The organism is Stutzerimonas stutzeri, assembly GCF_051028275.1.
In the GTDB taxonomy this organism is placed as follows: domain Bacteria; phylum Pseudomonadota; class Gammaproteobacteria; order Pseudomonadales; family Pseudomonadaceae; genus Stutzerimonas; species Stutzerimonas stutzeri_AS.
Genome location: NZ_CP069269.1, coordinates 3,210,737 through 3,235,004, shown reverse-complemented (window position 1 = coordinate 3,235,004; position 24,268 = coordinate 3,210,737). Strand labels below are relative to the sequence as shown.

Sequence of the window (24,268 nt, the reverse complement as noted above, 5' to 3'; positions counted from 1 at the left end):
TCATGGCGGTGCGTGTACAGCAAGCGCCATTTGACCCTGGTGCTGAACTCAACGCCATGCATGCTGCCAACCTGGGCATCGGTGCGGTTGCCAGTTTCGTTGGCTACGTTCGGGACTTCAATGAGGGTCATGATGTGGCGGGCATGTTCCTGGAGCATGCGCCTGGAATGACGGAGAAAGCGCTACAGAAAATAGTCGACGAGGCTGTCGAACGCTGGCCATTGCTGAAGCTGGACATTCTGCACCGGGTCGGGTCGCTTCAGCCGGGCGAGGCTATTGTTTTTGTTGGTGCGGCCAGTGCTCATCGAGAGGCGGCGTTCGACGGGTGTCGGTTCGTCATGGACTACCTGAAGACCCGAGCTCCGTTCTGGAAAAAAGAGGAGACGCCAGAGGGGCCGCGCTGGGTAGAGGGTCGATGCAGCGATCAGGCTGCGGCCGATCGATGGAGTAAATAGCCACACCGCTCGGTACTACGGTGGGAAAACCGGTGCCGAGCTCCGAAACAGTTGGTAAGGCGTGACAATTGCTGCCTTTGACAGGTGGTCTCGGTTCGGTGCGGTAATGCTAAGGCGAAGCTATTTTCAGCTTCGCCTGGTTTTTTGAGGCACTGTTAACGCTTGGGTGGGACTGCAGCCAGCAATTCAGCAGGCGGCATTTCACAACTGATCTTTCGGCCTAGCAATGCCTCGATGGCCGGTAGGGCAAAGGCATCATCTTCGCCAGCAAAGCTGATCGATGTGCCGCTGGCCCCCGCACGCCCCGTACGGCCGATGCGGTGCACATAGTCGTCGGGTACTTCCGGCAGCGTGAAGTTGATTACGTGGCTGATGCCGTCGACATGAATGCCGCGACCAGCGACGTCAGTTGCCACCATGACGCGGATCTTGCCTTCGCGGAAGCCTTCCAAGGCTCGGATACGCTTGTGTTGCGGCACATCACCGGACATCTGTACGGCACTTATACCGTCTCGGGTGAGGCGTTCTTCGATGCGGCGCACCTCGTCCTTGCGGTTGGCAAAGACCATGACACGGGTCCAGTCGTTCTGGGTAATGAGGTTGTAGAGCAGCTTGTACTTGTCGCTACCGGCAACAGCGTAGACGTGCTGCTCCACGGTATCGCTGGCGACGTTCACCGCTTCGATCTCGACGATCGCGGGATCCGTCGTCCACTGCTTGGCAAGGTTCATTACGTCTTCGGTGAAGGTTGCCGAGAACAACAGCGTCTGTCGCTCAGTCTTCGGTGGTGTCTGGCGGATGATCTGGCGGACCTGAGGAATGAAACCCATGTCGAGCATGCGGTCCGCTTCGTCCAATACCAGCACTTCGACCATGTCCAGGTGCACTTCGCCGCGCTGGTTGAAGTCCAGCAGACGTCCCGGCGTGGCTACCAAAATGTCGCAATAGCGGGACTCAAGCGTCTTTAGCTGTTTGTCGAAGTCCATGCCCCCGACGAAACTCATGACATTCAAGCCGGTGTACTTGGTCAGGTTCAGCGCGTCGTTGGCGATCTGAACGACCAGCTCACGGGTTGGGGCAATGATCAGGGCTCGTGGTTCGCCCATGTAGCGGTCGCCCGGTGGCGGTGTCTGGAGCAACTGGGTAATCGTTGAAATGAGGAAGGCGGCTGTCTTGCCCGTACCGGTTTGCGCTCGACCGATAGCATCACGGCCCTTTAGCGTAAAGCCCAGAACCTGCGCCTGGATTGGCGTGCAGTAAGGAAAGCCGAGGTCCTGGATCGCGTGCATCAGCTCGGGTGCGAGCTTGAAGTCGTGGAAGCGGGTTTTGCCCTCCGCGGGCTCAACTACGAAGTCCTCGAGCTTCCAGGCTGGGGGTTGGGGAGCGCTAGGTTTGCGGGTGCGTTCACGACGTGGCTTTGAAGCGGTGGGGTTTTCCCGTTGCGCTTTGGCAATTTCCGTCTGCGCCGGAACACTGGTGCTGCTGCTTGGGGTGCTGCTAACAGGCTCGGCAGTGTCTGGCTGGCTTGAACCTTTACCGAAAATCTTCTTGAGTGCTTTGAGCACGGTCTTCTCATCTATGTCATGTAAGGTTTACCACCAGTGTAATGCAAGAAGCACCTCCGGCGAAGATGTGCTCAGAAGTGGGCGGCGGTTGCGGTTGATCACCCGCACACGCGGTTTCGCCCGAGCTCCTTCGCCTGATAGAGGGCTTGGTCCGCAACATTGACGAGGCTGTCCAGATCGTCCTCCGGCCTCATGGCTGCGACACCGATTGAGATAGTCACGCCAGGCAATAAACCAATAGGGGACCGGAAGGAGGCGATATCTTCGAGGCTCTGACGCAAACGGTCGGCAACACTCCAGGCGTCCTCAAGTGCCATCTCAGGCAGTAACACGACGAATTCCTCCCCCCCGTAGCGCACAAGGCTGTCGCTGGGGCGCAGCAGCTTTCCGAGCGTGTTGACCACCAGGCATAGTGCGTGATCACCCGCGAGATGGCCAAGCTTGTCGTTATATTCCTTGAAACGGTCGACATCGAGCATAAGGAGTGAGAGCGGCTGGCCGTTGAGTGCGCAGCGAGCGCTTTCTCGGCTGTAGATCTGCTCCAGCCAGCGCCGATTGAACGATCCGGTCAACTTATCAATGTTAGCGTTCTGCTCGCTATTGATGATCAGGCGGTCGCTCAGTCTCACCCGTTGGCAGAGCAGCTCAGCGAGGTTCTGCATCAGTTGTGGCGAGCGCGTGAGCAACTGCATCGAACGACGGTGTACGGCTAGAAGTACGGTTGGCTCGAGCGCGACGACATAGGCCGAAGGTGGCAGGTCGTCCATAAAACTGATTTCGCCAGCGCAATCGCCGGCTCCGATCGAGCGAACCGGGCTGCTGTCGAGCGAGTCCAGGTAGACCGCCAACTCGCCTTCCATCACCAGATATAAGTTGTGGTTGTGTTCCAGCGGGGAGAGCAGGGTTTCTCCTGGCTCGATCACGTAGGGCTCGAACACTTCCTGCAGGAGTCGCAGGCAAGGCTCGTCAACGTGGTCCAGTAACCGCGCTTTTTTGAGGTGTTGCATTTCCACCTGCCAATCGGCAAGCCTCATGACTGCAACACCCGCTCGGATGACATCCTCGTCATGCTTATGCACGCATCCCATCACACTGGCTAGGTCGGCTTCTTCTGGCCGCGATGAGCGCTACAACGGCAGGCGCATCGAGTTTTGATCTACCCATGCCAAGCGTAGCTGGAATCGGCCGAAAGGGCAGGCGCGCAGCGTCACAATTTTTCGTCACGACGGGTTAAACGATGCGGTCTCAGTCCAGCCGTGCCGACAGCCACTCGCCAATGTCTCTGATCTCGTCAGGACGAACCTCGTGCGCCATTGGATAGTCCTTCCATTGCGCTTTGACTTGGTTCTGTATCAGGCATTCGTACGCTGCACGGCCCATCGATGGCACCACGACGCCATCTTGTGAGCCATGGAGAACAAGTACCGGCAGCTCGGTTTGCAACGGCGACAGCTTCAGGTCTTGGTTGAATGTGGGGGCGTAAGTGGAGAGCGCAATCACGCCGCCCAATGGACCAGCCCACCGCTGGAAAGCCGTGTGATAGACCACTGCGCCGCCTTGTGAGAAGCCGGCGAGAAAAATGCGGGTCGGGTCGATACCACTGTCGCGCTGCGCTTCGATCAGGTCGATCACGGTCTGTGCTGATTGTTCGAGTTGCGCCTGGTTGATCGCGCGAGCTGGGCTCATCGCCAGGATGTCGTACCAGCTTGGCATCGCCCAACCGCCATTGATAGTGACCGCCCGGCTGGGCGCCTGCGGTAGCACGAAACGGGTCGTCAACAAACGCTGTTGCAGCGCCTCGGCGACTGGCTGGAAGTCGTAACGATCGGCACCCAGGCCGTGCAGCCAGATGACGCACGCGTCGGCTGCGTTCGCGGGTTCGATGATCAGCGGCTCACTCATAGGTGTCTCCATTTCGGGGGGGCGCGCGTCAAGTTGGTGCGTCCGCAGAGGGAAAACGATGCAATCTGGAGCGAGGTTACCTGCACCGTGCGTAGCAATGAAGCGCATGGCTGCATCTGTACTGGCGTTCTGATTCTGGTACGTCCCTTGCTTTAACCAAGGAAGCTGATGCGCCGCATGTCTCCGGTACTCCTGCAGATAAGCGCATCAGGGGGGTTGCTGATAACCAAACGGCGGCTAGACTGGGGTCAGTTTCTTCTTCGATTCCTCGAAAGATTTCGAGCGACAGCCTGTGATCCGGGCAGAAGACACTAACCACAAGAATAAAAGCAAACTGGAGGTTTCGATGATAAGGGTTAAATCCACACTGGCCGTGCTTGGCGCTGCAACATTGTTGGGCACCAGCGGCTTGGCACAGGCGGGGGCTACTCTTGACGCAGTCAAGAGCAAGGGGTTTGTGCAGTGCGGCGTCAGCGACGGATTGCCGGGCTTCTCCTACACCGATGCCAAAGGCGAGTACAAAGGGATCGATGTGGATATCTGCCGTGCGGTTGCGGCTGCAGTGTTCGGCGATGCAAGCAAGGTGAAATACAGCCCCCTGACTGCAAAGGAGCGCTTCACTGCGCTACAGTCCGGCGAGGTGGATGTGCTTTCTCGTAACACCACCTGGACGAGTTCGCGTGACGCCGCAATGGGTCTGAACTTCACCGGCGTAACCTATTACGACGGTCAGGGATTTCTGGTCAACAAGTCGGTTGGCGTATCCAGTGCCAAGGAACTGGATGGTGCTACCGTCTGTATCCAGGCCGGTACGACCACTGAGCTGAACCTCTCCGACTACTTCCGCGCCAACAACCTCAAATACACCCCGATTACCTACGATACCTCCGACGAAAGCGCCAAGTCGCTCGAGTCCGGGCGTTGCGACGTGCTCACCTCTGACCAGTCCCAGCTCTACGCACAGCGCATCAAGCTGGCCAAGCCAGACGACTACGTTGTATTGCCGGAAGTGATTTCCAAAGAGCCGCTTGGCCCGGCTGTGCGTCAGGGCGATGAGGAATGGTTCGATATCGTTCGCTGGACCCTGTTCGGAATGATCAACGCCGAAGAGCTGGGTATCACTTCAGCGAATGTCGAGGAAATGGCCAAAAACACCAAGAACCCAGATGTGGCTCGTCTGCTGGGTACAGACGGTGAATACGGAAAGGATTTGAAGCTGCCTAAAGATTGGGCTGTGCAAGTCGTCAAGCAAGTCGGTAACTACGGCGAAGTGTTTGAGCGCAACATCGGCTCCGGTAGCGACCTGAAGATCGAGCGAGGCCTGAACGCGCTTTGGACCAATGGAGGTCTGCAGTACGCACCCCCAGTGCGTTGACCAAGCTGGGCCGGCGTCCTGCCGGCCTTGTTTCAGGGATATGCGCTGCCGGTGCCTATGCACCGGCAGCGCCGTATGAGGTTTCTTGATGCGAACCATTGCCAAAGCAGGTGCCACTCGTGGCTCGCTGCTCACGGACCCGCAGGCGCGTGCCTGGCTGTTCCAGGTCATTGCCGTCATAACAGTAGTAGGGATCGGCTGGTTTTTGTTTCACAACACCCAGACCAATCTTGCAAACCGGGGCATCACGTCAGGCTTCGGCTTTCTGAACAACGCTGCCGGCTTCGGCATCTCTCAACATTTGATCGACTACACCGAGAGCGACTCCTACGGTCGAGTCTTTTGGGTCGGTCTGCTCAATACCCTGCTGGTCAGCATCGTCGGGATCATCCTGGCGACCATCCTCGGGTTCATTCTCGGTGTCGCGCGGCTGTCACCCAATTGGCTGGTGCGCAAGATCGCGACGGTCTACATAGAGACCTTTCGTAACATTCCGCCGTTGCTGCAGATCTTCTTCGTCTACTTTGCGGTGATCGGTCCGCTGCCGGGGCCGAGGGAGAGTCTGAGCTTGTGGGACGTGGTGTTCATCAACAATCGCGGCGTTCAGATGCCCGCTCCTAGCGCAGGGGAAGGTTTCTGGCCGTTTTGGATTGCAATGTTCGTCGCGTTAGTTGCGATCGTCATGCTCAATCGCTGGGCACGCGAACGGCGTCATGCGACCGGCCAGACGTTTCCGGTCTTCTCCGCCAGCGTCGCGTTGTTTATTGCCATTCCTACGGTCTGCTCCGTGCTGATGGGAGCGCCTTTTTTGTGGGAGGTCCCCGAACTGCAGCGCTTCAACATTCGTGGCGGCTGGGTTGTGATTCCCGAGCTGGTGTCGATTGTGTTGGCTTTGGCGATCTATACCGCTGCGTTCATCGGTGAAACGGTCCGTGCGGGTATCCAGTCGGTCAGCCACGGGCAGACCGAAGCGGCCGCCTCGTTAGGTCTTCGTCCGGGGCGTGTCTTGCGTCTGGTGATCATCCCTCAGGCGATGCGGGTGATCATTCCACCGTTGACCAGCCAATACCTGAACCTGGCGAAAAACTCCTCGCTCGCAGCTGCGATTGGCTATCCGGATATGGTTTCCCTGTTCGCCGGTACGGTGCTGAACCAGACCGGCCAGGCAATCGAAACCATGGCCATCACCATGAGTGTGTACCTCGCCATCAGCATCAGCATCTCGCTGCTGATGAACTGGTACAACAAGCGCATTGCGCTGATCGAGCGGTAAGGACAAGCGCATGACAACTCATACTTTCAAACCGGACCTACCGGCACCGCCCACCAATATCGGTGTGCTGGGCTGGATGAGGGCCAACCTGTTTTCCAGCTGGATCAATACGCTACTGACCCTTTTCGGTCTCTACGTGATCTGGTTAGTCGTTCCACCGCTCATCGACTGGGCAATCATCAAGGCGGACTGGACTGGCGAAACCCGGGCCGACTGTACGCGTGAGGGCGCGTGCTGGGTGTTCGTACAGACGCGTTTCAGTCAGTTCATGTACGGCTTCTATCCGCCGGAACTGCGCTGGCGGGTAGATGCTACTGCCTGGCTCGCCATTATCGGTGCAGCGCCGCTGTTCCTTCGGCGGATGCCCGGAAAGGCACGCTACGGAATTGCCTTCCTGATTATCTATCCGCTGGTAGCGTACTGGCTGCTGCATGGTGGCTTCCTGGGGCTGGAAACAGTGCCCACGAGCCGCTGGGGCGGGCTGATGCTGACCATCGTCATCGCTGCCGTTGGTATTGCCGGTGCGTTGCCGCTCGGGATTCTCCTGGCGCTTGGTCGGCGCTCGGACATGCCGGCGATTCGGGTCCTGTGTATCACGTTCATCGAGTTCTGGCGTGGTGTTCCGCTGATTACCGTGTTGTTCATGTCGTCGGTGATGCTGCCGTTGTTTCTGCCGGAAGGCATGAACCTCGACAAGCTGATGCGCGCGATGGTGATGGTGATCTTCTTCGAGGCAGCCTACATAGCGGAAGTCGTGCGAGGCGGCTTGCAGGCAATCCCCAAAGGTCAGTACGAGGCGGCTGCGGCGATGGGCTTGGGCTACTGGCGCAGCATGGTGCTGGTGATCCTGCCGCAGGCGCTGAAGATGGTCATCCCCGGCATCGTCAATACCTTCATCGCACTGTTCAAGGACACCAGCCTGGTGATCATCATCGGCCTGTTCGACTTCCTCAATAGCATCAAACGCGCCACTTCGGACCCTGCCTGGCTGGGCATGTCGACCGAGGGCTATGTTTTTGCGGCACTTGTTTATTGGATTTTCTGTTTTGGCATGTCGCGCTATTCCATGCATCTGGAACGCAAGCTCGACACGGGTCACCGGAATTAGGAGCGACACATATGAATGAAACATCCTTGAATGGCCAGCAGGCCAAGCAGAGCGCCGAAGTCGTTATCCAGATGCAAGGTGTGCACAAGTGGTACGGTCAGTTTCACGTGCTCAAGGACATCAACCTGAACGTTACCCAGGGCGAGCGCATCGTGCTTTGCGGTCCGTCGGGGTCGGGCAAGTCCACAACCATTCGTTGCCTCAATCGCCTGGAAGAGCATCAGCAGGGTCGCATTGTCATTGATGGCGTAGAGCTGACCAACGACCTCAAGCAGATCGAGGCGATCCGCAGTGAGGTGGGCATGGTATTCCAGCACTTCAACTTGTTCCCGCACCTCACCGTGCTGCAGAACTGTACCTTGGCGCCCATGTGGGTACGCAAGATGCCCCGGCGCCAAGCCGAGGAGATCGCGATGCACTACCTCGAGCGGGTGCGTATCCCCGAGCAAGCCGATAAGTTTCCAGGGCAGCTTTCCGGGGGGCAGCAGCAGCGAGTCGCGATCGCGCGCGCGCTTTGCATGAAGCCGAAGATCATGCTGTTCGACGAGCCAACCTCGGCATTGGATCCGGAAATGGTCAAAGAGGTACTTGATACCATGGTCGGCCTCGCTGAAAGCGGTATGACCATGCTTTGCGTAACGCATGAGATGGGCTTTGCGCGCACTGTCGCTGACCGGGTGATCTTCATGGACAAGGGGGAAATCGTCGAAGAGGCTGAGCCCGAGACGTTCTTCACCAATCCGAACAACGAGCGCACCAAGCTGTTCCTGAGCCAGATCCTTCACTGATCAAACGCTACATCGAGGGAGAGCGATCGGTTTCGGCCGGTGCTCACCCTTGCACTGAGCTTAATTCGGCGGCGTCCCCTTAGCCTCGGGCGCCGTCATGGGCTAGAATACGCGGCCCGACTGCTCCCCTCTCCGAGGCTGTTCCGACGATGTTGATCCTGCGCGGCGCCCCCGCTCTTTCCGCCTTCCGTCACGGTAAGCTCCTGACTCAATTGACCGATAAGGTCCCCGCTGTAAGCGGGCTGTACGCCGAGTTTGCTCATTTCGCCGAGGTATCCGGCACGCTTGGTGCGGACGAGCAGCAAGTATTGGCCCGGCTGTTGAAGTACGGCCCCAGCGTTCCTGTTCAGGAACCTGCAGGGCGACTGTTTCTGGTGGTTCCGCGCTTCGGCACCATCTCGCCATGGTCGAGTAAGGCCAGCGACATCGTGCGTAACTGCGGCCTCGAGAAAATTCAGCGCATCGAGCGTGGCATTGCCTACTACGTAGAAGGCGAACTTTCAGATGCCGACGCTGGGCTGGTCGCAGCGGCTCTTCATGACCGAATGACTCAGCTGGTGCTCGAGCAGTTCGAGGCCGCGGCAGATCTGTTCAGCCACGCACAACCAAAGCCGCTGCGCGCTATCGATGTGCTGGGTGGCGGCCGCGCTGCGCTGGAAGAAGCCAATATGGAGTTAGGCCTGGCCTTGGCCGAAGACGAGATCGATTATCTGGTCACCAGCTTCAACGGCCTTGGGCGCAACCCGCACGACATCGAACTGATGATGTTTGCGCAGGCCAACTCCGAGCATTGTCGCCACAAGATATTCAATGCCAGCTGGGACATCGATGGCGAAAGCCAGGAGAAGTCGCTGTTCGGCATGATCAAGAACACCTTCCAGATGCATGGTGAAGGCGTGCTGTCCGCCTACAAGGACAACGCAGCCGTCATTGTCGGGAACGTGGCTGGACGTTTCTACCCGGACGCGGAAACGGGTGAGTACGCGGCGAACCAGCAGCCGGTGCACATCCTGATGAAGGTGGAGACGCACAACCACCCGACGGCGATTGCCCCGTTCCCCGGCGCCGCTACCGGCTCCGGCGGCGAAATTCGCGATGAGGGTGCGACCGGGCGCGGCGCAAAGCCGAAGGCCGGGCTGACAGGATTCACCGTATCCAACCTCAACATTCCTGGCTTCGAACAGCCTTGGGAAGTGCCGTACGGCAAGCCCGAGCGCATTGTTACGCCGCTCGATATCATGATTGAAGGCCCGTTGGGTGGCGCGGCGTTCAACAACGAATTCGGTCGCCCGGCCCTGAACGGTTATTTCCGGACCTTCGAGCAGGCGATCAGCACGCCGCGTGGAGAGGAAGTCCGCGGCTACCATAAGCCGATCATGCTGGCCGGCGGCATGGGCAACATCCGTGAAGAGCATGTGCAGAAAGCCGAAATATCGGTCGGCGGCAAGCTCATCGTACTCGGCGGCCCGGCGATGCTGATCGGTCTGGGCGGCGGCGCGGCATCCTCCATGGCGACTGGCAGCAGTTCGGCCGATCTGGATTTCGCCTCGGTGCAGCGTGACAACCCTGAAATGGAGCGTCGCTGTCAGGAGGTCATCGATCGCTGCTGGCAGCTCGGCGACAAGAACCCGATCAAGTTCATTCACGACGTCGGAGCCGGCGGTCTTTCCAATGCCTTCCCGGAACTGGTCAACGATGGGGGGCGAGGCGGTCGCTTCGAGCTGCGCAAGGTGCCCAATGATGAGCCCGGCATGGCACCGCATGAGATCTGGTGCAACGAATCCCAGGAGCGGTATGTATTGTCGGTCGATGCGGCCGATCTCGATCGTTTCGAGGAGATCTGCAAGCGTGAGCGTTGCCCCTTTGCCGTAGTCGGCGAAGCCACGGCTGAGCCGCACCTGACGGTAACGGACAGCCATTTCGGTAACAATCCGGTCGATATGCCGCTCAACGTTCTGCTCGGCAAAGCGCCGCGCATGCACCGCAGCGCCGTTCGCGAGGCCGAGCTTGGCGATGACTTTTCTGCTGACCAGGTCGACCTTGCCGAGGCGATCAGTCGCGTGCTTCATCACCCCGCGGTCGCCAGCAAGAGCTTCCTCATCACCATCGGCGATCGCAGCATTACCGGTATGGTCGCGCGCGATCAAATGGTCGGGCCCTGGCAGGTGCCAGTGGCCGACTGCGCGGTGACGGCTACCAGCTATGACGTCTATACCGGCGAAGCCATGGCCATGGGCGAGCGTACGCCGCTGGCTCTGCTGGATGCGCCCGCATCGGGCCGCATGGCAATTGGTGAAACACTGACCAACCTCGCAGCCGCGCGTATCGAAAAGATTTCAGACATCAAACTTTCCGCCAATTGGATGGCCGCGGCCGGCCATCCAGGCGAGGATGCGCGGCTATTCGATACGGTCAAAGCAGTCGGCATGGAGCTGTGTCCGGCGCTGGGCATCACCATTCCGGTCGGCAAAGATTCCATGTCGATGAAGACCCGTTGGAGTGACGAGGGCGCGGATAAGAGCGTGACCTCACCGCTCTCGCTGGTTGTGTCCGGTTTTGCCCCGGTCGTGGATGTCCGTCAGACCCTGACGCCGCAGCTGCGTCTGGACAAGGGCGAAACTGACCTGATCCTCATCGATCTGGGCCGCGGCCAGAACCGTATGGGGGCGTCCATTCTGGCGCAGGTCTATGGCCAGATGGCACGTCAGGCACCGGATGTGGATGATGCTGAGGATCTGCAAGCCTTCTTTGCCGTCATTCAGGGGCTCAACGCTGACGGGCTCTTGTTGGCATACCACGACCGCTCCGACGGTGGTTTGCTGACGACCGCCCTTGAAATGGCCTTCGCCGGACATTGCGGGCTCAACCTGAATCTGGAAGCGCTGGTCGAAACGGTCCAGCAGGTTCCGGCAGCGTTGTTCAACGAAGAGTTGGGTGCGCTGATCCAGGTTCGCCAGGGCGACACGCAGGTTGTTCTTGCTCAATTCAGCGCCGCGGGGCTTGCTGACTGCGTTTCGGTTATCGGCCAGCCAGTCAATAACGGCCATGTGGCAATCAAGTTTGACGGCGCAGACGTCTTCGCCGGTGATCGTCGTCTGCTACAGCGCCAGTGGGCCGAGACGAGTTATCAGATCCAGCGCCTCCGGGACAATGTCGACTGCGCCGACCAGGAGTTCGACGCGCTGCTTGAAGAAGATAACCCCGGGCTGAGCGTTACTCTCGGTTTCGACGTGAACGAAAACATCGCTGCGCCTTATATCAAGCGCGGCGTGCGACCTGAAGTGGCGATCCTGCGCGAGCAGGGCGTCAACGGTCAGACTGAAATGGCCGCTGCGTTCGATCGTGCAGGTTTCGCCGCAGTCGATGTGCACATGAGCGACATCCTGTCGGGGCGTATCAGCCTTGAGCGGTTCAAGGGGCTGGTCGCCTGTGGTGGTTTCTCGTATGGCGATGTGCTGGGGGCTGGCGAAGGCTGGGCCAAATCGATCCTGTTCAATGGTCGCGCACGGGAAGATTTCAGTGCCTTCTTTGAACGTAAGGACAGCTTCGCCCTTGGCGTCTGCAATGGATGTCAGATGTTGTCCAACCTTCACGAGCTGGTGCCTGGCAGCGAATCCTGGCCACACTTTGTACGTAACCGTTCCGAGCAGTTCGAAGCGCGTGTGGCGATGGTACAAATCCAGGATTCGCCGTCGATTTTCCTTCAAGGTATGGCCGGATCGCGTTTGCCGATCGCCATTGCGCACGGCGAAGGCCACGCCGAATTCGAGAGCGAAGAAGCCCTGCTTGAAGCCGACTTGTCCGGTACGGTAGCGCTGCGCTACATCGATAATCACGGCAAGGTCACCGAGCGTTATCCGGCCAACCCTGGCGGCTCGCCTCGAGGCATTACCGGTCTCACGACTCGGGACGGGCGTGTCACGATCATGATGCCGCACCCTGAACGCGTATTCCGTGCCGTGACCAACTCCTGGCGTCCGGACGAGTGGCAGGAGGACGGCGGCTGGATGCGCATGTTCCGCAATGCACGAGTCTGGGTAGATTGAGGCTGGACTGGGGCAGAAAGCCCGAAGCGCGCAAGCGCCTCGGGCTTTTTCTTGCCTATCAGAGAGGCGCCCCGCCATTCGTGAACCAAGCACTGACGCCAACGTCTGATCTTGACCTGGGGCACGCAAGGACGCTCAGGACCTGAACATTATTCACTCGGCGGAGCGCCGTCTCCGCTACCCGTTTTCTGTGCGGAGATGTTGATGTACAAGCTGTGTTTCTATGTCCCAGAGAGCCATCTGGATGCGGTCAAGAAAGCGGTTTTCGAGGCGGGAGCTGGCCGTATCGGTGCGTACGATAGTTGCTGCTGGCAGGTGCTTGGACATGGGCAATATCGCCCGCTGGAGGGCAGCGCGCCGTATCTGGGACAGCATGGCCAGGTCCAATTGGTATCCGAGTGGAAGGTCGAAATGGTAGTGGCTGATGAGTTGATTCACGACAGTGTCAAAGCGCTTAAGCGCACTCATCCCTACGAGACGCCTGCTTTTGAAGTGTGGCGGCTATCCGATCTGCAGTTCTGACTGAAGATGTGTCTAGTCCTGAAATAGGTTTACACCTGTTTCGCCTAGATTTGCGTTATCTAGAACGCTCGATGCACTGCATCGGGCGTTTTGTATTTCAGGGCCATATGCGGTCGCTCTGTGTTGTAGATCCTGATGGCCTCGCTGACCATCGATCTGGCCTGTATCAGGTCATCGGGACTCGCTAACAGTAATTCGTTCTTCAGAACTCCATTCACCCGCTCCGCAAGCGCGTTCTGATAGCAGTCGTATCCATCTGTCATCGAACACTGGACGCCATGGCGCTTGTGCAGCGCCTGGTAGAGAGCCGAGCAATACTGTATTCCTCGGTCGGAGTGATGGACGAGTGCATGATTACCCTGCCGCTCTTTCAATGCCTGCCGGAACGCGACCGCCACTGATTCTGCTTGCAAGCCCTCATGGACGTGATAGCCGACGATTTTTCGTGAGTAGGCATCAGTGACCAAGCTCAGATACAGAGGGCCGTTTCGACCTGGCAGGTATGTGATATCCGCTACCCACACGTGGTTGGGCGCTTTCGCCTTGACCTGATCAGGCCCTGATTTGAGCAGGTTTGGGTGCCGATAAAAGCGATGAAAACTCTGGGTGGTCTTGTGATAGGCACGCTTGGGCTGGATCAATAACCGGCGCTCTGCCAGGATCCTGAACAGCCGATCACGCCCCACTTTCAAGCGGTCATTGGCCTGGCTGCGCAGAAGATAATGCAGCTTGCGCGTACCGATCCGCGCTTGGCGCAGCCTTATGCGCTGAACATATTGCGCGACCTGTTCATCCTGTCTATGACGCTCATCAGCAACACGGTTGCGCTTGTAGTAAGCCTGACGACTGATGGATAGAAACTGGCAAGCCCTGACGATGGTCAGCCCTTGGATTTGTTCTTGCGAGAGGACTTGCCGGGTCGCTTTTTTACGATCGAGACGCCGTAATCCTTCTCCAGCACATCGACCACGGCTTCGAAAAACTGGGCCTTCTGACTCGTGAACTGAAGTTGTTGCTCCAGCTCCTTGATACGTTGCTCAGGCGTAAGGTCTTTGGGATCGGTCACGGCTTGGCTCCTGTCGGCTCGAATGGATGCCCCCTGGCTCCAATCCTGCCGACCATGCTTACGCAACCATACCAAAACGGTGGATCGGCCCTGAATGCCGTAGCGCTGCTGAGCCTGTTTGTAGGTCAGCTCGCCTTTTTCGACCTGATCAACCACCGCCAATTTAAAGGTCAGCGAATAATCACGCTGTGTACGCTTAACACCTTGCTCCATCGAACTCTCCAAATTCGCAGGCAGAAGGTGTAAACCTTATTTAGGACGGGACAATGCTCGAAGAAAAGCCGAGTCGCCACTAGGGACTCGGCTTTTTTAGCCTCATCCGAGACGATCAGACGCTGACGCTGAAGCGAACCTCGATATTTCCGCGTGTAGCGTTGGAGTACGGGCAGACCTTATGAGCGGCTTCGGTCAGCTGTTCGGCTGTGGACCGTTCCAAGCCAGGCAGGCTGACGTTCAGCTCCACTTCAAGACCGAAACCTCCGGGAATCTGGCCTATGCCAACCTGACCCGAGACCGAGGTATCGGCAGGAAGCGGTAGCTTCAGCTGGCTCGCAGCGAACTTGAGTGCGCCAATGAAGCAAGCCGAATATCCCGCGGCGAACAGTTGCTCAGGGTTGGTGCCATCACCGCCTTGTCCGCCGAGCTCGCGGGGAGTGGACAGTTTTACGTCAAGCAGACCGTCGGACGATGCGGCTCGGCCGTCGCGGCCTCCGATTGCGGTCGCAGTGGCTGTATAGAGCGGCTTGATGCTTTGCATGATTCGCTTCCTTCGCTTGCTGCAAGCTCGGCGACGGTTCAGGGGCGAATCTCAATCAGGGTGCCGTCTTTGACCAGATTCCAGATCTCACGCATGTCATCGTTTTTAAGCGCGATGCAGCCTTCGGTCCAGTCGAGCGTGTGGAAGTACCATTCGGGATACTCCTCGTCCACCGGTGTGCCGTGCAGCATGATCATGCTGCCCGGTTTCACACCTTCGCTACTCGCGCGGGCCAGGTCGTTCGCATTCGGGTAGGAGATGTGCATCGCCAGGTTGTACTTGTCAGAGACTTTGCGCCAGTCGATCCAGTAGAAACCCTCGGGGGTGCGCTGGTCGCCTTCGCGTTGTTTGGGGCCGGCTTGCTTGCCGAGGGACACGCGGTAACTTTTCATGCTAACGCCGCGGCTGATCAAGTGAAGCTTACGCTCGGACTTCACCACCAGGACCTTATCAATAAAAGCATCGCCGAGGGCTGGGGTCGCGTTGGCGTGGGAGAGGGCGGCAAAACTAAAGCAGACTATCGCTAACAGCCAGCGCATTGGTGCAAATCCTGAATCCAAACTGCATCAGACCTGTTCGCGCGCCACCCGCATTGCTTCGATGGCCTCGTTACGCACCGGGAAGGCCTGCTGCACCCGGTCGGCAAAGAAGTATTCTAGGGTACGGCCCACGGTCGGGAAAGCGAGCTCTGACCAAGGGATGTCTGCCTGATCGAATAGCCTGACCTCCAGGCTTTCCTCGCCGACGCCGAAATCATGGTCGACCAACGAGGCACGGTAAAACATATAGACCTGATTGATATGTGGCAGGTCGAACAGGGTGTAGAGCTGGAGATCGGTCACCCGAGCGCGGGCTTCCTCGAGTGTTTCGCGTTCAGCGGCCTGTTGGACGGTTTCACCGTTCTCCATAAACCCTGCCGGCAGGGTCCAGTAGCCGCGCCTGGGTTCGATGGCCCTTTTGCACAACAACACCTGGCCATCAAGCACGGGCAGACAGCCCGCTACGATTCGCGGGTTCTGATAGTGAATCGTATCGCAGTCACCACAGACGAAACGGGCTCGGTTATCGCCTTCGGGAATCCGTGTCGTTATCGACCCACCACACTGGCTACAGAAATTCATCGCGATTCCTATGTTTCGGTTGGTTGTGTTAACCGAGCTGTGCATGCCCAGGGGCCGGCTCTTGCTGAGAGCTGCTCGAACCTGAAAAGTTTTTCCGGCGCTTCAATGAGCTCAGTGCCCGTTGAGCCAGATCGGCTCCTGCAGTTTAGGCTTCGTCTGTCTTGGGCGACTTGGTGATTCATGCCATGATGCCAGGCAAAGACGGAAAGAGAAGTTTCATGCTGGACAAGATTCTCCAACGGGTGCGTGACTATTCTCCGCATCTTCTGGAGCCCGAAGCCCGAATGCCTGAGGCGGCGGTGCTGATGCCAATCACCCGGGGCAATTCGCCGGAGCTGGTGCTTACCCTTCGTGCCAGCGGCCTCTCTACACACGGTGGAGAGGTGGCTTTCCCTGGAGGTCGACGAGACCCAGAAGATCGTGACCTTGTACATACCGCTCTGCGTGAGGCCGAGGAGGAGGTCGGGCTCCCGCCAGGTATCGTCGAGGTGGTGGGGCCTCTGAGCAGTCTCGTGTCGATTCACGGAATTCACGTCACCCCTTTCGTTGGCATCGTGCCTGACTACGTCGAGTACCGTCCGAATGATGCAGAGATAGCCTCGGTGTTTTCTGTACCCTTGGAGTTCTTCTGCAACGATCCACGCGAAATCACGCACCGGATCGATTACCAGGGCGGCGCCTGGTACATACCGTCCTATCAGTATGGGGACTACAAAATCTGGGGGCTCACCGCGATCATGATCGTCGAATTGGTGAACCTGATATACGACGCCGGTATCGAGATGCGCCGCGCGCCGGCTTCCTACGTCGATCTGAGCAAAAAGAGGCCATGACCGTGAAATATCGCCTGGGTGACTCCCTCGTCGAAACCCATCCCGACAGCTGGGTCGCACCAAACGCCACATTGGTCGGCAAGATCCGCCTCGATGCGTGCGCCAATGTCTGGTTTGGTGCCGTGCTACGTGGAGACAACGAGCTGATCCATATCGGCGAGAACAGCAATGTCCAGGATGGTAGCGTTATGCATACCGATATGGGCTACCCCTTGACGCTCGGCACTGGCGTCACGGTTGGGCACAACGCGATGCTTCATGGTTGCAGCGTCGGCGATTACAGCTTGGTCGGCATCAATGCCGTCATCCTCAACGGCGCGAAAATAGGCAAGTACTGCATCATTGGGGCTAACACACTGATTGCCGAGGGTAAGGAAATCCCTGATGGGTCACTGGTGGTGGGCTCTCCCGGAAAGGTGGTGCGAGAGCTGACCGAACAGCAGAAGAAAATGCTTGAGGCGAGCGCTGCCCATTACGTACACAACGCTCAGCGCTACGCTCGCGATCTGGTGGAGCAAGAGGATTGAGCCAGCAGGAAAAGCCAGTTGCGTCGCCTTGCGTCAGTATATGTGCCCTCGATGACGATGATATCTGTACCGGATGCCAGCGCAGCATTGACGAGATTCGCCGTTGGGGCCGTATGGACAATGTCGAGCGGCGCGAGGTGTTGCTGCTTGCCCATGAGCGGGCCAGGGCGGCCGGGCTTCTGCTCTGACCGGCGTAACGCGCGATGAACGCTTCCTTACCTGTCGAATAACGAGGTACACAATGCCCAGAATCGGTACACCGCTGTCGACCAGCGCCACCCGCGTACTCCTTTGCGGCTCCGGGGAGCTCGGTAAAGAGCTGGTCATTGAGTTGCAGCGTCTGGGTGTAGAAGTCATTGCTGTCGACCGTTATGCCAACGCGCCGGCCATGCAGGTTGCGCACCGTCACCATGTGATCGACATGCTCGATGGTGCTGCGCTGCGGGCGGTCATCGAGCAGGAAAAGCCGCACTTCATCGTTCCAGAAATCGAGGCCATCGCTACGGCGACACTGCTGGACCTTGAGGGCGAAGGCTATACGGTCATACCGACCGCAAGGGCTGCTCAGCTAACCATGAACCGCGAAGGTATTCGCCGTCTTGCCGCGGAAGAGCTAGGGCTGCCTACATCTCCGTATCGTTTCGCCGACTCCCTGGATGAATGCCGGGCTGCGACCCACGCAATCGGTTTTCCCTGTCTGATCAAGCCCGTTATGAGTTCTTCCGGAAAGGGCCAGTCGGTCCTGCGCAGCGAGGCCGATGTCGTCAGCGCCTGGGATTACGCACAGGCTGGCGGTCGCGCAGGAAAGGGGCGGGTGATCGTTGAAGGATTCATCGATTTCGACTACGAAATCACGTTGCTGACCGTCCGCCACGCGGGCGGAACGGCCTTCTGCCAACCAGTCGGCCATCGCCAGGAAAAAGGTGACTATCAAGAGTCATGGCAGCCACAGCCGATGACAGGCGCAGCCATGGCCGAGGCCGAGCGAATCGCCTTGGCCGTCACCGATGCCCTGGGTGGACGCGGTATCTTTGGCGTTGAGCTGTTTATCAAGGGCGACAAGGTCTGGTTCTGCGAAGTGTCACCGCGACCGCATGATACGGGGCTTGTAACGCTGATCTCCCAAGACCTCTCCGAGTTTGCACTGCATGCGCGTGCAATTCTCGGTCTGCCAATCCCTGCGATTCGGCAGTTCGGTCCATCTGCATCGGCCGTGGTGCTGGTGGAAGGCGAATCCGATCGGGTGAGCTTCGGCAATCTGGCCGCTGCGATGTCGGAGCCGGATACCGCGCTGCGGCTGTTTGGCAAGCCTGGCGTGAGTGGTCAACGTCGAATGGGGGTTGCGCTGGCGCGTGACGCATCGATTGAGGCTGCCCGTGCAAAAGCCTTTCGGGCGGCCTCGTCGATAGACACTGAGCTTTAGCAGGAAGCCTGGCTCAGCTACATCGGGCTCATTCGTCGGTCGTCGTCGTGTCCTGGGTGGTGTCGTCTGCTACCCAGGCACGAACGCTCTTCACGCGGTTATCCGCTGCTTGCAAGATCTCGAGACGGTACTGGTCTATTTGCAGGCAGATACCGCTGTCAGGGATGTGCTCAAGCGCTTCGGTAATCAGGCCGTTGAGGGTCTTCGGGCCTTCGCAGGGCAATTGCCAGCCCAGGGCGCGGTTGACTTCTCGCAAATAGGCGGCGCCGTCTATCACCAGGGTACCGTCATCCTGAGGGTGTATGTCCGGGCTGCGAAGCGCGTCCTGATTGCTGAACTCGCCGACGATCTCTTCGAGGATATCTTCCAGGGTAACGATGCCCAGCACATCACCGTACTCATCAACGACAATACCAATTCGGCGTTTCTGCTTCTGGAAATTGACCAGTTGGGTCGACAGTGGCGTGCTTTCGGGAATGAAGTAGGGCTCGTTGCAGGCTTCCAGCAAGCTCTCCCGCGTCAGTTGGTCATGACTGAGCAGGCGTGCGATCTGCCGCATATGCACGATGCCTTCGATCTGGTTGATGTCCTTGCGAAACACCGGAAGGCGGGTGTGTGGCGTGGTCCGCAGCTGCGTCACGATTGTTTCGAGGTCATCCTCCAGGTCTATCCCGGCGACCTCGTTACGCGGAATCATGATGTCGTCGACCGTTACCTTTTCCAGGTCGAGGATGCCTAACAGCATGCTTTGCCGTTTCATGGGCATGTCGCTGCCTGACTCATGCACAACGCTGCGCAGCTCTTCCGTGGACAAGCTGTCGCTACCCTTGTTGGATAGGTCCACCCCGAGCAGTCGGAGCAATCCATTACTGACCCAGTTGAGCAGAGCGACCAGCGGGTACAGCACTTTTTGCAGGGCAATAAGCGGGAGGCTGACCGGGTAGGCGACCGCTTCCGGTCGGAGGGCGGCGAGGGTCTTGGGCGTTATTTCGCCGAAGATCAGCAAAACGATTGTCAGGCCGAAGGTTGCAATGGCGATTCCGGCTTCGCCCCATAGCTTCATCGCCAGGACGGTGGCAATCGCAGACGCCAGGATGTTAACGAAGTTATTGCCGACCAGAATGGTCCCGAGCAGCCGGTCAGGACGCTCAAGCAGAGCGCTGGCGCGCTTCGCGCCACGGTGTCCTTCCTTGGCCTGGTGGCGCAGCCGATAGCGGTTCAGGCTGAGCATCCCTGTCTCGGAACTGGAGAAGAATGCTGAGCACAGGAGCAGACAGACCAGCATGCCGACGAGATAGCCGGGGTGTAGATTCTCCACGTGGCGGGGTCCTAGATGTGCAGGATGAATTCGCGAACCAGCTTGCTGCCAAAATAGGCCAGCATCAGCAGGCAGAAGCCGGCCAGCGTCCAGCGAATGGCTTTATAACCACGCCAGCCCAGCTGATGACGGCCCCATAGCAGCAGGCCAAAGACCACCCACGCGACGACCGAGAGCAGTGTCTTGTGTACCAGATGCTGCGCAAAGAGATTCTCCAGAAAGATCCAGCCGGAAATCAACGATGCCGACAGCAGCAGCCAGCCCGCCAGCAGAAAGCTGAACAGCAGACTTTCCATGGTCTGCAAGGGTGGAAAATTCTTAATCAGGCCGGATGGGTGCTTGTGTTTGAGGTGGTGATCCTGCAGCAGCAGCAGTAATGACTGGAACACTGCAATGGTGAGCATCCCGTAAGCAAGGATGGAAAACAGGATGTGCGCCAAGATACCCGGTTCTTCTTCGATAGCAGGTGCAGTGCCGGACGGTGCGAACTGGGCGAATAAAACGGTCAGGCAGCCGAGCGGAAAGAGCAGCAGCAGCAGGTTTTCAACTGGCATTCGGTAGAGTGCAAGCAGGATCAGCAGAATTACGGCTGCGGCAATCAGACTTGATGCTGTGAAAAAGTCCAGGTGCAGGCCGCTGGGTGACAACAGCTGGAAGAACAGGCTGACCGCGTGGGCCACAAGCGCTACAGCGCCCAAGGCCAGAAGCAGACGTTTGTCCGGCACGGTGCGTTGCGCGAGGCGCAGGCCCTGGTATCCGGTGACACCAGCATAGAGGCAGGCGGCAGCTAGACTCGGGAGCAAAGGGTGCATAGGTCTGTTAGCAGGCTCGAAAGGCGATGAGTGTGGCACAAACATAGAACGCACAAAAGTGCGCGGTTGACGACGTGCTTGGGGTTGTTGGGAGGTGTCGAAGCGACGCCCGATCGCAACGAGATTGTCATGAGGTTGGCTTGCTTGACGAAAAGCATGGGTGGCGGGGTACCGGCGGGGGGCTCGCAGCTTCTATAATCGCTGCATTAACCACACCCAGCGTGGAAACGGCACATGTTTGAAAACCTAACCGACCGCCTCTCTCAGACGCTGCGCCATGTTACCGGCAAGGCAAAGCTGACTGAGGACAACATCAAGGACACCCTGCGCGAAGTGCGAATGGCGCTGCTCGAAGCCGACGTTGCGCTGCCCGTGGTCAAGGAGTTCGTGGCCAGGGTCAAAGACAGGGCTGTGGGTACGGAGGTCTCCAAAAGCCTGACACCAGGTCAGGCCTTTGTGAAGATCGTTCGCGCCGAGCTGGAAGAGCTGATGGGGGCGGCCAACGAAGATCTCGCACTCAGTGTTGTGCCGCCCGCCGTTGTGCTGATGGCTGGTCTTCAGGGAGCGGGCAAGACGACAACGGTTGGCAAGCTGGCGCGCTTCCTCAAAGAGCGTAAGAAGAAGTCGGTGCTGGTAGTGTCTGCCGACGTTTATCGTCCTGCAGCCATCAAGCAGTTGGAGACACTTGCGGCCGAAGTCGGCGTAACCTTCTTTCCTTCTGACACCAGTCAGAAGCCAGTCGAGATTGCCCAAGCGGCTATTCGTGAGGCGAAGCTCAAATATATAGATGTCGTTCTGGTCGATACGGCGGGGCGTCTGGCCATTGATGCCGAGATGATGGCCGAAATCCAGGCTGTTCATGCAGCGATCAAGCCGGCCGAGACCCTGTTCGTGGTTGACGCCATGACGGGCCAGGATGCGGCGAATACGGCCAGGGCGTTCGGTGAGGCGCTTCCGCTGACAGGTGTGGTGCTGACCAAGGTCGACGGCGACGCGCGAGGCGGTGCAGCGCTTTCGGTGCGCCACATTACCGGCAAGCCGATCAAGTTCCTGGGTATGGGCGAGAAGAGTGACGCCCTGGAGCCGTTCCATCCGGATCGAATTGCGTCTCGGATCCTCGGCATGGGCGATGTGCTCAGTCTGATCGAGCAGGCCGAGCAGACGCTTGACCGGGAAAAGGCCGAGAAGCTCACCAAGAAGTTGAAGAAGGGCAAGGGCTTCGATCTGGAAGATTTTCGAGATCAGCTTCAGCAAATGAAAAACATGGGCGGGCTTGGCGGTCTGATGGACAAGCTCCCGTCAATAGGGGGCATGAATCTGTCGCAGATGGGAAATGCTCAGGGTGCGGCTGAAAAGCAGTTCAGGCAGATGGAGGCCATCATCAACTCGATGACCCCTGTGGAACGGCGCAACCCGGACATTATCAGTGGCTCTCGCAAGCGGCGTATTGCGATGGGTTCCGGCACGCAGGTTCAGGACATTGGTCGCCTGATCAAGCAGCACAAGCAGATGCAGAAGATGATGAAGAAGGTCTCCGGCAAAGGCGGCATGGCCAAGATGATGCGCGGCATGGGCGGGATGTTCCCAGGTGGCGGAGGCGGAATGCCCAAGTTCTAGATTCCGAGCCTTTCAGCGGGCCTGTGCGAGCCTCCGCCGAGGCTGAACAGGCCCGCTGCCAAGGCCTGCGGTTGTTTTTGAAAAAGCCATTTGCAAAAGTCCGGATAATCCTTAGAATATGCGGCCTTTCGGGCCCTGGGCCCTGCATTCAGATTTGCTGTACCGACTACAGGAACGATGTTCACATGGTAACTATTCGTCTCGCCCGTGGCGGCTCCAAGAAGCGCCCTTTCTACCACCTGACCGTGACCAACAGCCGCAACCCGCGCGATGGTCGTTTCGTTGAGCGCATCGGTTTCTTCAACCCGATCGCTTCGGGTGCGGAAGTGAAGCTCTCTGTAAACCAGGAGCGTGCTACTTACTGGCTGAGCCAGGGCGCACAGCCGTCTGAGCGCGTTGCTCAGCTGCTGAAGGAAGCTGCCAAGGCCGCTGCCTAAGTACATGAACGCAGCGTCTGCTCCGGCCGAAGACCTGATCGTTATCGGCAAAATCGTTTCGGTGCATGGCGTGCGTGGTGACGTAAAGGTCTACTCCTTTACCGATCCTATCGACAATCTGCTGGACTATCGTCGCTGGACGCTGAGGCGAGGTGCGGAGGTCAAGCAGGTTGAGCTGGTCAAGGGTCGCCTGCAAGGCAAGATTCTGGTGGCTACGCTGAAGGGACTGACGGATCGGGAGGAGGCGCGTAGCTACGCCGACTTCGAGATCTGCATTCTGCGCAGTGAATTGCCCCCGCTGACTGGCGAGGATGATTACTACTGGTACCAGCTCCAGGGCCTAACGGTCATCAACCAGCTCGGGCAAGTGCTCGGCCGAGTCGATCATCTGCTCGAGACCGGCGCCAACGATGTGCTGGTGGTCAAGCCGTTCGACGGTAGCCTGGATGACCGCGAACGTTTGCTGCCCTACACCGACCCTTGTGTATTGAAGGTCGACCTGGAAGCGGGCGAGATGCGCGTCGAATGGGATGCGGACTTCTGAGCGACATGTCCGGTTTACGTGTCGATGTGATCAGTCTGTTTCCCGATATGTTTGCGGCTATCGGTGAATATGGCATCACCAGCCGTGCAGTTAAGCAAGGGCTGCTCCAGTTACAGTGCTGGAACCCTCGGACTTATACCGAGGATCGTCACCAAACAGTCGATGACCGTCCTTTCGGCGGCGGCCCTGGCATGGTGATGAAGATCAAGCCGCTGGAATTGGCGCTTGCAGATGCACGGCAAGCGGCAGGTGACAAGGCGAAGGTGATCTACCTGTCGCCCCAGGGACGTCAGCTCAAGCAAGCTGATGTCCAGGATCTGGCGAAAGAGGAGCGACTGATCCTCATCGCAGGTCGTTACGAAGGTATCGACGAGCGTTTCATCGAAACGCACGTGGATGAAGAATGGTCGATTGGCGACTATGTTCTGTCCGGCGGTGAATTGCCGGCCATGGTGCTGATCGATGCAGTGACCCGCCTGCTCCCTGGGGCGTTGGGTCATGCTGATTCTGCCGAGGAGGATTCGTTTACCGACGGCCTGCTCGACTGCCCGCACTACACGCGCCCTGAGGTGTATGCGGATAAACGTGTTCCTGAGGTACTGCTTAGCGGTAACCATGAGCACATCCGGCGCTGGCGTTTACAGCAGTCCCTTGGAAGGACCTGGGAACGTCGCGCTGATCTTCTGGATAGCCGCTCGCTTTCTGGGGAAGAACAAAAGCTGCTGACGGAATATATCCGGCAGCGGGACGATAGTTAAACGTATCGATGGCACGCCAGA

The 24,268-nt window shown here is 58.4% G+C and carries 24 protein-coding genes; 15 read left to right on the top strand and 9 right to left on the bottom strand.

Annotated elements, in window-relative coordinates; translation table 11 throughout:
- The first annotated feature begins 2 nt into the window (after positions 1-2).
- Complete coding sequence (gene moaE, locus JQR87_RS14995; RefSeq protein WP_407295696.1) at positions 3-455, top strand: molybdopterin synthase catalytic subunit MoaE; 453 nt, start codon at positions 3-5, stop codon at positions 453-455.
- A 155-nt stretch (positions 456-610) separates the two neighbouring features.
- On the opposite strand, the gene rhlB is transcribed toward moaE, so the two are convergent.
- The 3 genes from rhlB to JQR87_RS14980 form a co-directional block, all read right to left on the bottom strand.
- Complete coding sequence (rhlB, locus tag JQR87_RS14990; protein WP_407295698.1) at positions 611-2,020, bottom strand: ATP-dependent RNA helicase RhlB; 1,410 nt, start codon at positions 2,018-2,020, stop codon at positions 611-613.
- A 98-nt stretch (positions 2,021-2,118) separates the two neighbouring features.
- Complete coding sequence (locus tag JQR87_RS14985) at positions 2,119-3,054, bottom strand: GGDEF domain-containing protein (RefSeq protein ID WP_407295700.1); 936 nt, start codon at positions 3,052-3,054, stop codon at positions 2,119-2,121.
- A gap of 211 nt (positions 3,055-3,265) precedes the next feature.
- Positions 3,266-3,922 (bottom strand): alpha/beta hydrolase, encoded by a 657-nt coding sequence (locus JQR87_RS14980; RefSeq protein ID WP_407295703.1) that lies wholly within the window; start codon positions 3,920-3,922, stop codon positions 3,266-3,268.
- Positions 3,923-4,268: 346 nt separating this feature from the next.
- Between JQR87_RS14980 and JQR87_RS14975 the strand changes: the two genes are divergently transcribed.
- The 6 genes from JQR87_RS14975 (at position 4,269) to JQR87_RS14950 (ending at position 13,034) form a co-directional block, all read left to right on the top strand.
- Positions 4,269-5,297 carry an amino acid ABC transporter substrate-binding protein gene (locus tag JQR87_RS14975; RefSeq protein ID WP_407295706.1) on the top strand — a complete coding sequence of 343 codons (1,029 nt, stop codon included), beginning with the start codon at positions 4,269-4,271 and terminating at the stop codon, positions 5,295-5,297.
- Positions 5,298-5,385: 88 nt separating this feature from the next.
- The gene (locus JQR87_RS14970; RefSeq protein WP_407295708.1) at positions 5,386-6,570 is read left to right on the top strand and encodes an amino acid ABC transporter permease; all 1,185 of its coding nucleotides are present in this window, start codon (positions 5,386-5,388) and stop codon (positions 6,568-6,570) included.
- Positions 6,571-6,580: 10 nt separating this feature from the next.
- The gene (locus tag JQR87_RS14965) at positions 6,581-7,678 is read left to right on the top strand and encodes an amino acid ABC transporter permease (protein WP_407295710.1); all 1,098 of its coding nucleotides are present in this window, start codon (positions 6,581-6,583) and stop codon (positions 7,676-7,678) included.
- 11 nt (positions 7,679-7,689) lie between these two features.
- A complete protein-coding gene (locus tag JQR87_RS14960) occupies positions 7,690-8,466 on the top strand; it encodes an amino acid ABC transporter ATP-binding protein (protein ID WP_407295713.1) in 777 nt (258 codons plus the stop codon).
- A gap of 149 nt (positions 8,467-8,615) precedes the next feature.
- Complete coding sequence (gene purL, locus JQR87_RS14955; protein ID WP_407295715.1) at positions 8,616-12,512, top strand: phosphoribosylformylglycinamidine synthase; 3,897 nt, start codon at positions 8,616-8,618, stop codon at positions 12,510-12,512.
- Positions 12,513-12,716: 204 nt separating this feature from the next.
- Complete coding sequence (locus tag JQR87_RS14950; RefSeq protein WP_407295718.1) at positions 12,717-13,034, top strand: NGG1p interacting factor NIF3; 318 nt, start codon at positions 12,717-12,719, stop codon at positions 13,032-13,034.
- A gap of 59 nt (positions 13,035-13,093) precedes the next feature.
- On the opposite strand, the gene JQR87_RS14945 is transcribed toward JQR87_RS14950, so the two are convergent.
- The 4 genes from JQR87_RS14945 to JQR87_RS14930 all read right to left on the bottom strand — a co-directional run bounded on the left by JQR87_RS14945 (position 13,094) and on the right by JQR87_RS14930 (position 15,978).
- Positions 13,094-14,313 (bottom strand): IS3 family transposase gene (locus JQR87_RS14945; RefSeq protein WP_407295720.1). Its coding sequence is split into 2 segments (ribosomal slippage): positions 13,094-13,965 and positions 13,965-14,313, totalling 1,221 coding nucleotides; the frame shifts between segments, so codons are not numbered across the junction.
- A gap of 115 nt (positions 14,314-14,428) precedes the next feature.
- Entirely contained in the window at positions 14,429-14,857 is a 429-nt protein-coding gene (locus tag JQR87_RS14940) for an organic hydroperoxide resistance protein (protein ID WP_407295722.1), read from the bottom strand.
- 38 nt (positions 14,858-14,895) lie between these two features.
- Positions 14,896-15,396: a L,D-transpeptidase family protein gene (locus JQR87_RS14935; protein ID WP_407295724.1), complete on the bottom strand. Its 501-nt coding sequence runs from the start codon at positions 15,394-15,396 to the stop codon at positions 14,896-14,898.
- Positions 15,397-15,423: 27 nt separating this feature from the next.
- Positions 15,424-15,978 (bottom strand): NUDIX hydrolase, encoded by a 555-nt coding sequence (locus JQR87_RS14930; RefSeq protein WP_407295727.1) that lies wholly within the window; start codon positions 15,976-15,978, stop codon positions 15,424-15,426.
- A gap of 218 nt (positions 15,979-16,196) precedes the next feature.
- On the opposite strand from JQR87_RS14930, the gene JQR87_RS14925 reads away from it, so the two are divergent.
- Genes JQR87_RS14925 through purT form a run of 4 tightly spaced genes read left to right on the top strand, consistent with a single transcriptional unit; the run spans position 16,197 to position 18,761 of the window.
- Positions 16,197-16,811 carry a CoA pyrophosphatase gene (locus tag JQR87_RS14925; RefSeq protein WP_407295728.1) on the top strand — a complete coding sequence of 205 codons (615 nt, stop codon included), beginning with the start codon at positions 16,197-16,199 and terminating at the stop codon, positions 16,809-16,811.
- 2 nt (positions 16,812-16,813) lie between these two features.
- Positions 16,814-17,338 carry a gamma carbonic anhydrase family protein gene (locus tag JQR87_RS14920; RefSeq protein WP_407297683.1) on the top strand — a complete coding sequence of 175 codons (525 nt, stop codon included), beginning with the start codon at positions 16,814-16,816 and terminating at the stop codon, positions 17,336-17,338.
- The gene (locus JQR87_RS14915; RefSeq protein ID WP_407295731.1) at positions 17,335-17,526 is read left to right on the top strand and encodes a DUF1289 domain-containing protein; all 192 of its coding nucleotides are present in this window, start codon (positions 17,335-17,337) and stop codon (positions 17,524-17,526) included. The genes JQR87_RS14920 and JQR87_RS14915 overlap by 4 nt, the downstream gene beginning before the upstream one ends.
- Before the next feature lie 53 nt (positions 17,527-17,579).
- Positions 17,580-18,761, top strand: coding sequence for a formate-dependent phosphoribosylglycinamide formyltransferase (gene purT, locus JQR87_RS14910; protein ID WP_407295733.1), 1,182 nt, complete (start codon positions 17,580-17,582; stop codon positions 18,759-18,761).
- A gap of 28 nt (positions 18,762-18,789) precedes the next feature.
- Here the strand turns inward: purT and JQR87_RS14905 are convergent, their stop codons facing one another.
- Complete coding sequence (locus tag JQR87_RS14905) at positions 18,790-20,079, bottom strand: HlyC/CorC family transporter (protein WP_407295736.1); 1,290 nt, start codon at positions 20,077-20,079, stop codon at positions 18,790-18,792.
- 11 nt (positions 20,080-20,090) lie between these two features.
- Complete coding sequence (locus JQR87_RS14900; RefSeq protein ID WP_407295738.1) at positions 20,091-20,891, bottom strand: cytochrome C assembly family protein; 801 nt, start codon at positions 20,889-20,891, stop codon at positions 20,091-20,093.
- A gap of 234 nt (positions 20,892-21,125) precedes the next feature.
- Here JQR87_RS14900 and ffh point away from each other — a divergent pair, with 234 nt between their 5' ends.
- The 4 genes from ffh to trmD all read left to right on the top strand — a co-directional run bounded on the left by ffh (position 21,126) and on the right by trmD (position 24,247).
- Positions 21,126-22,508 carry a signal recognition particle protein gene (gene ffh, locus JQR87_RS14895; protein ID WP_407295741.1) on the top strand — a complete coding sequence of 461 codons (1,383 nt, stop codon included), beginning with the start codon at positions 21,126-21,128 and terminating at the stop codon, positions 22,506-22,508.
- 185 nt (positions 22,509-22,693) lie between these two features.
- A complete protein-coding gene (gene rpsP / locus JQR87_RS14890; RefSeq protein ID WP_003282953.1) occupies positions 22,694-22,945 on the top strand; it encodes a 30S ribosomal protein S16 in 252 nt (83 codons plus the stop codon).
- 4 nt (positions 22,946-22,949) lie between these two features.
- Complete coding sequence (gene rimM / locus JQR87_RS14885; protein ID WP_407295745.1) at positions 22,950-23,489, top strand: ribosome maturation factor RimM; 540 nt, start codon at positions 22,950-22,952, stop codon at positions 23,487-23,489.
- A 5-nt stretch (positions 23,490-23,494) separates the two neighbouring features.
- Positions 23,495-24,247 (top strand): tRNA (guanosine(37)-N1)-methyltransferase TrmD, encoded by a 753-nt coding sequence (gene trmD / locus JQR87_RS14880; protein WP_407295748.1) that lies wholly within the window; start codon positions 23,495-23,497, stop codon positions 24,245-24,247.
- The last annotated feature ends 21 nt before the right edge of the window (positions 24,248-24,268 follow it).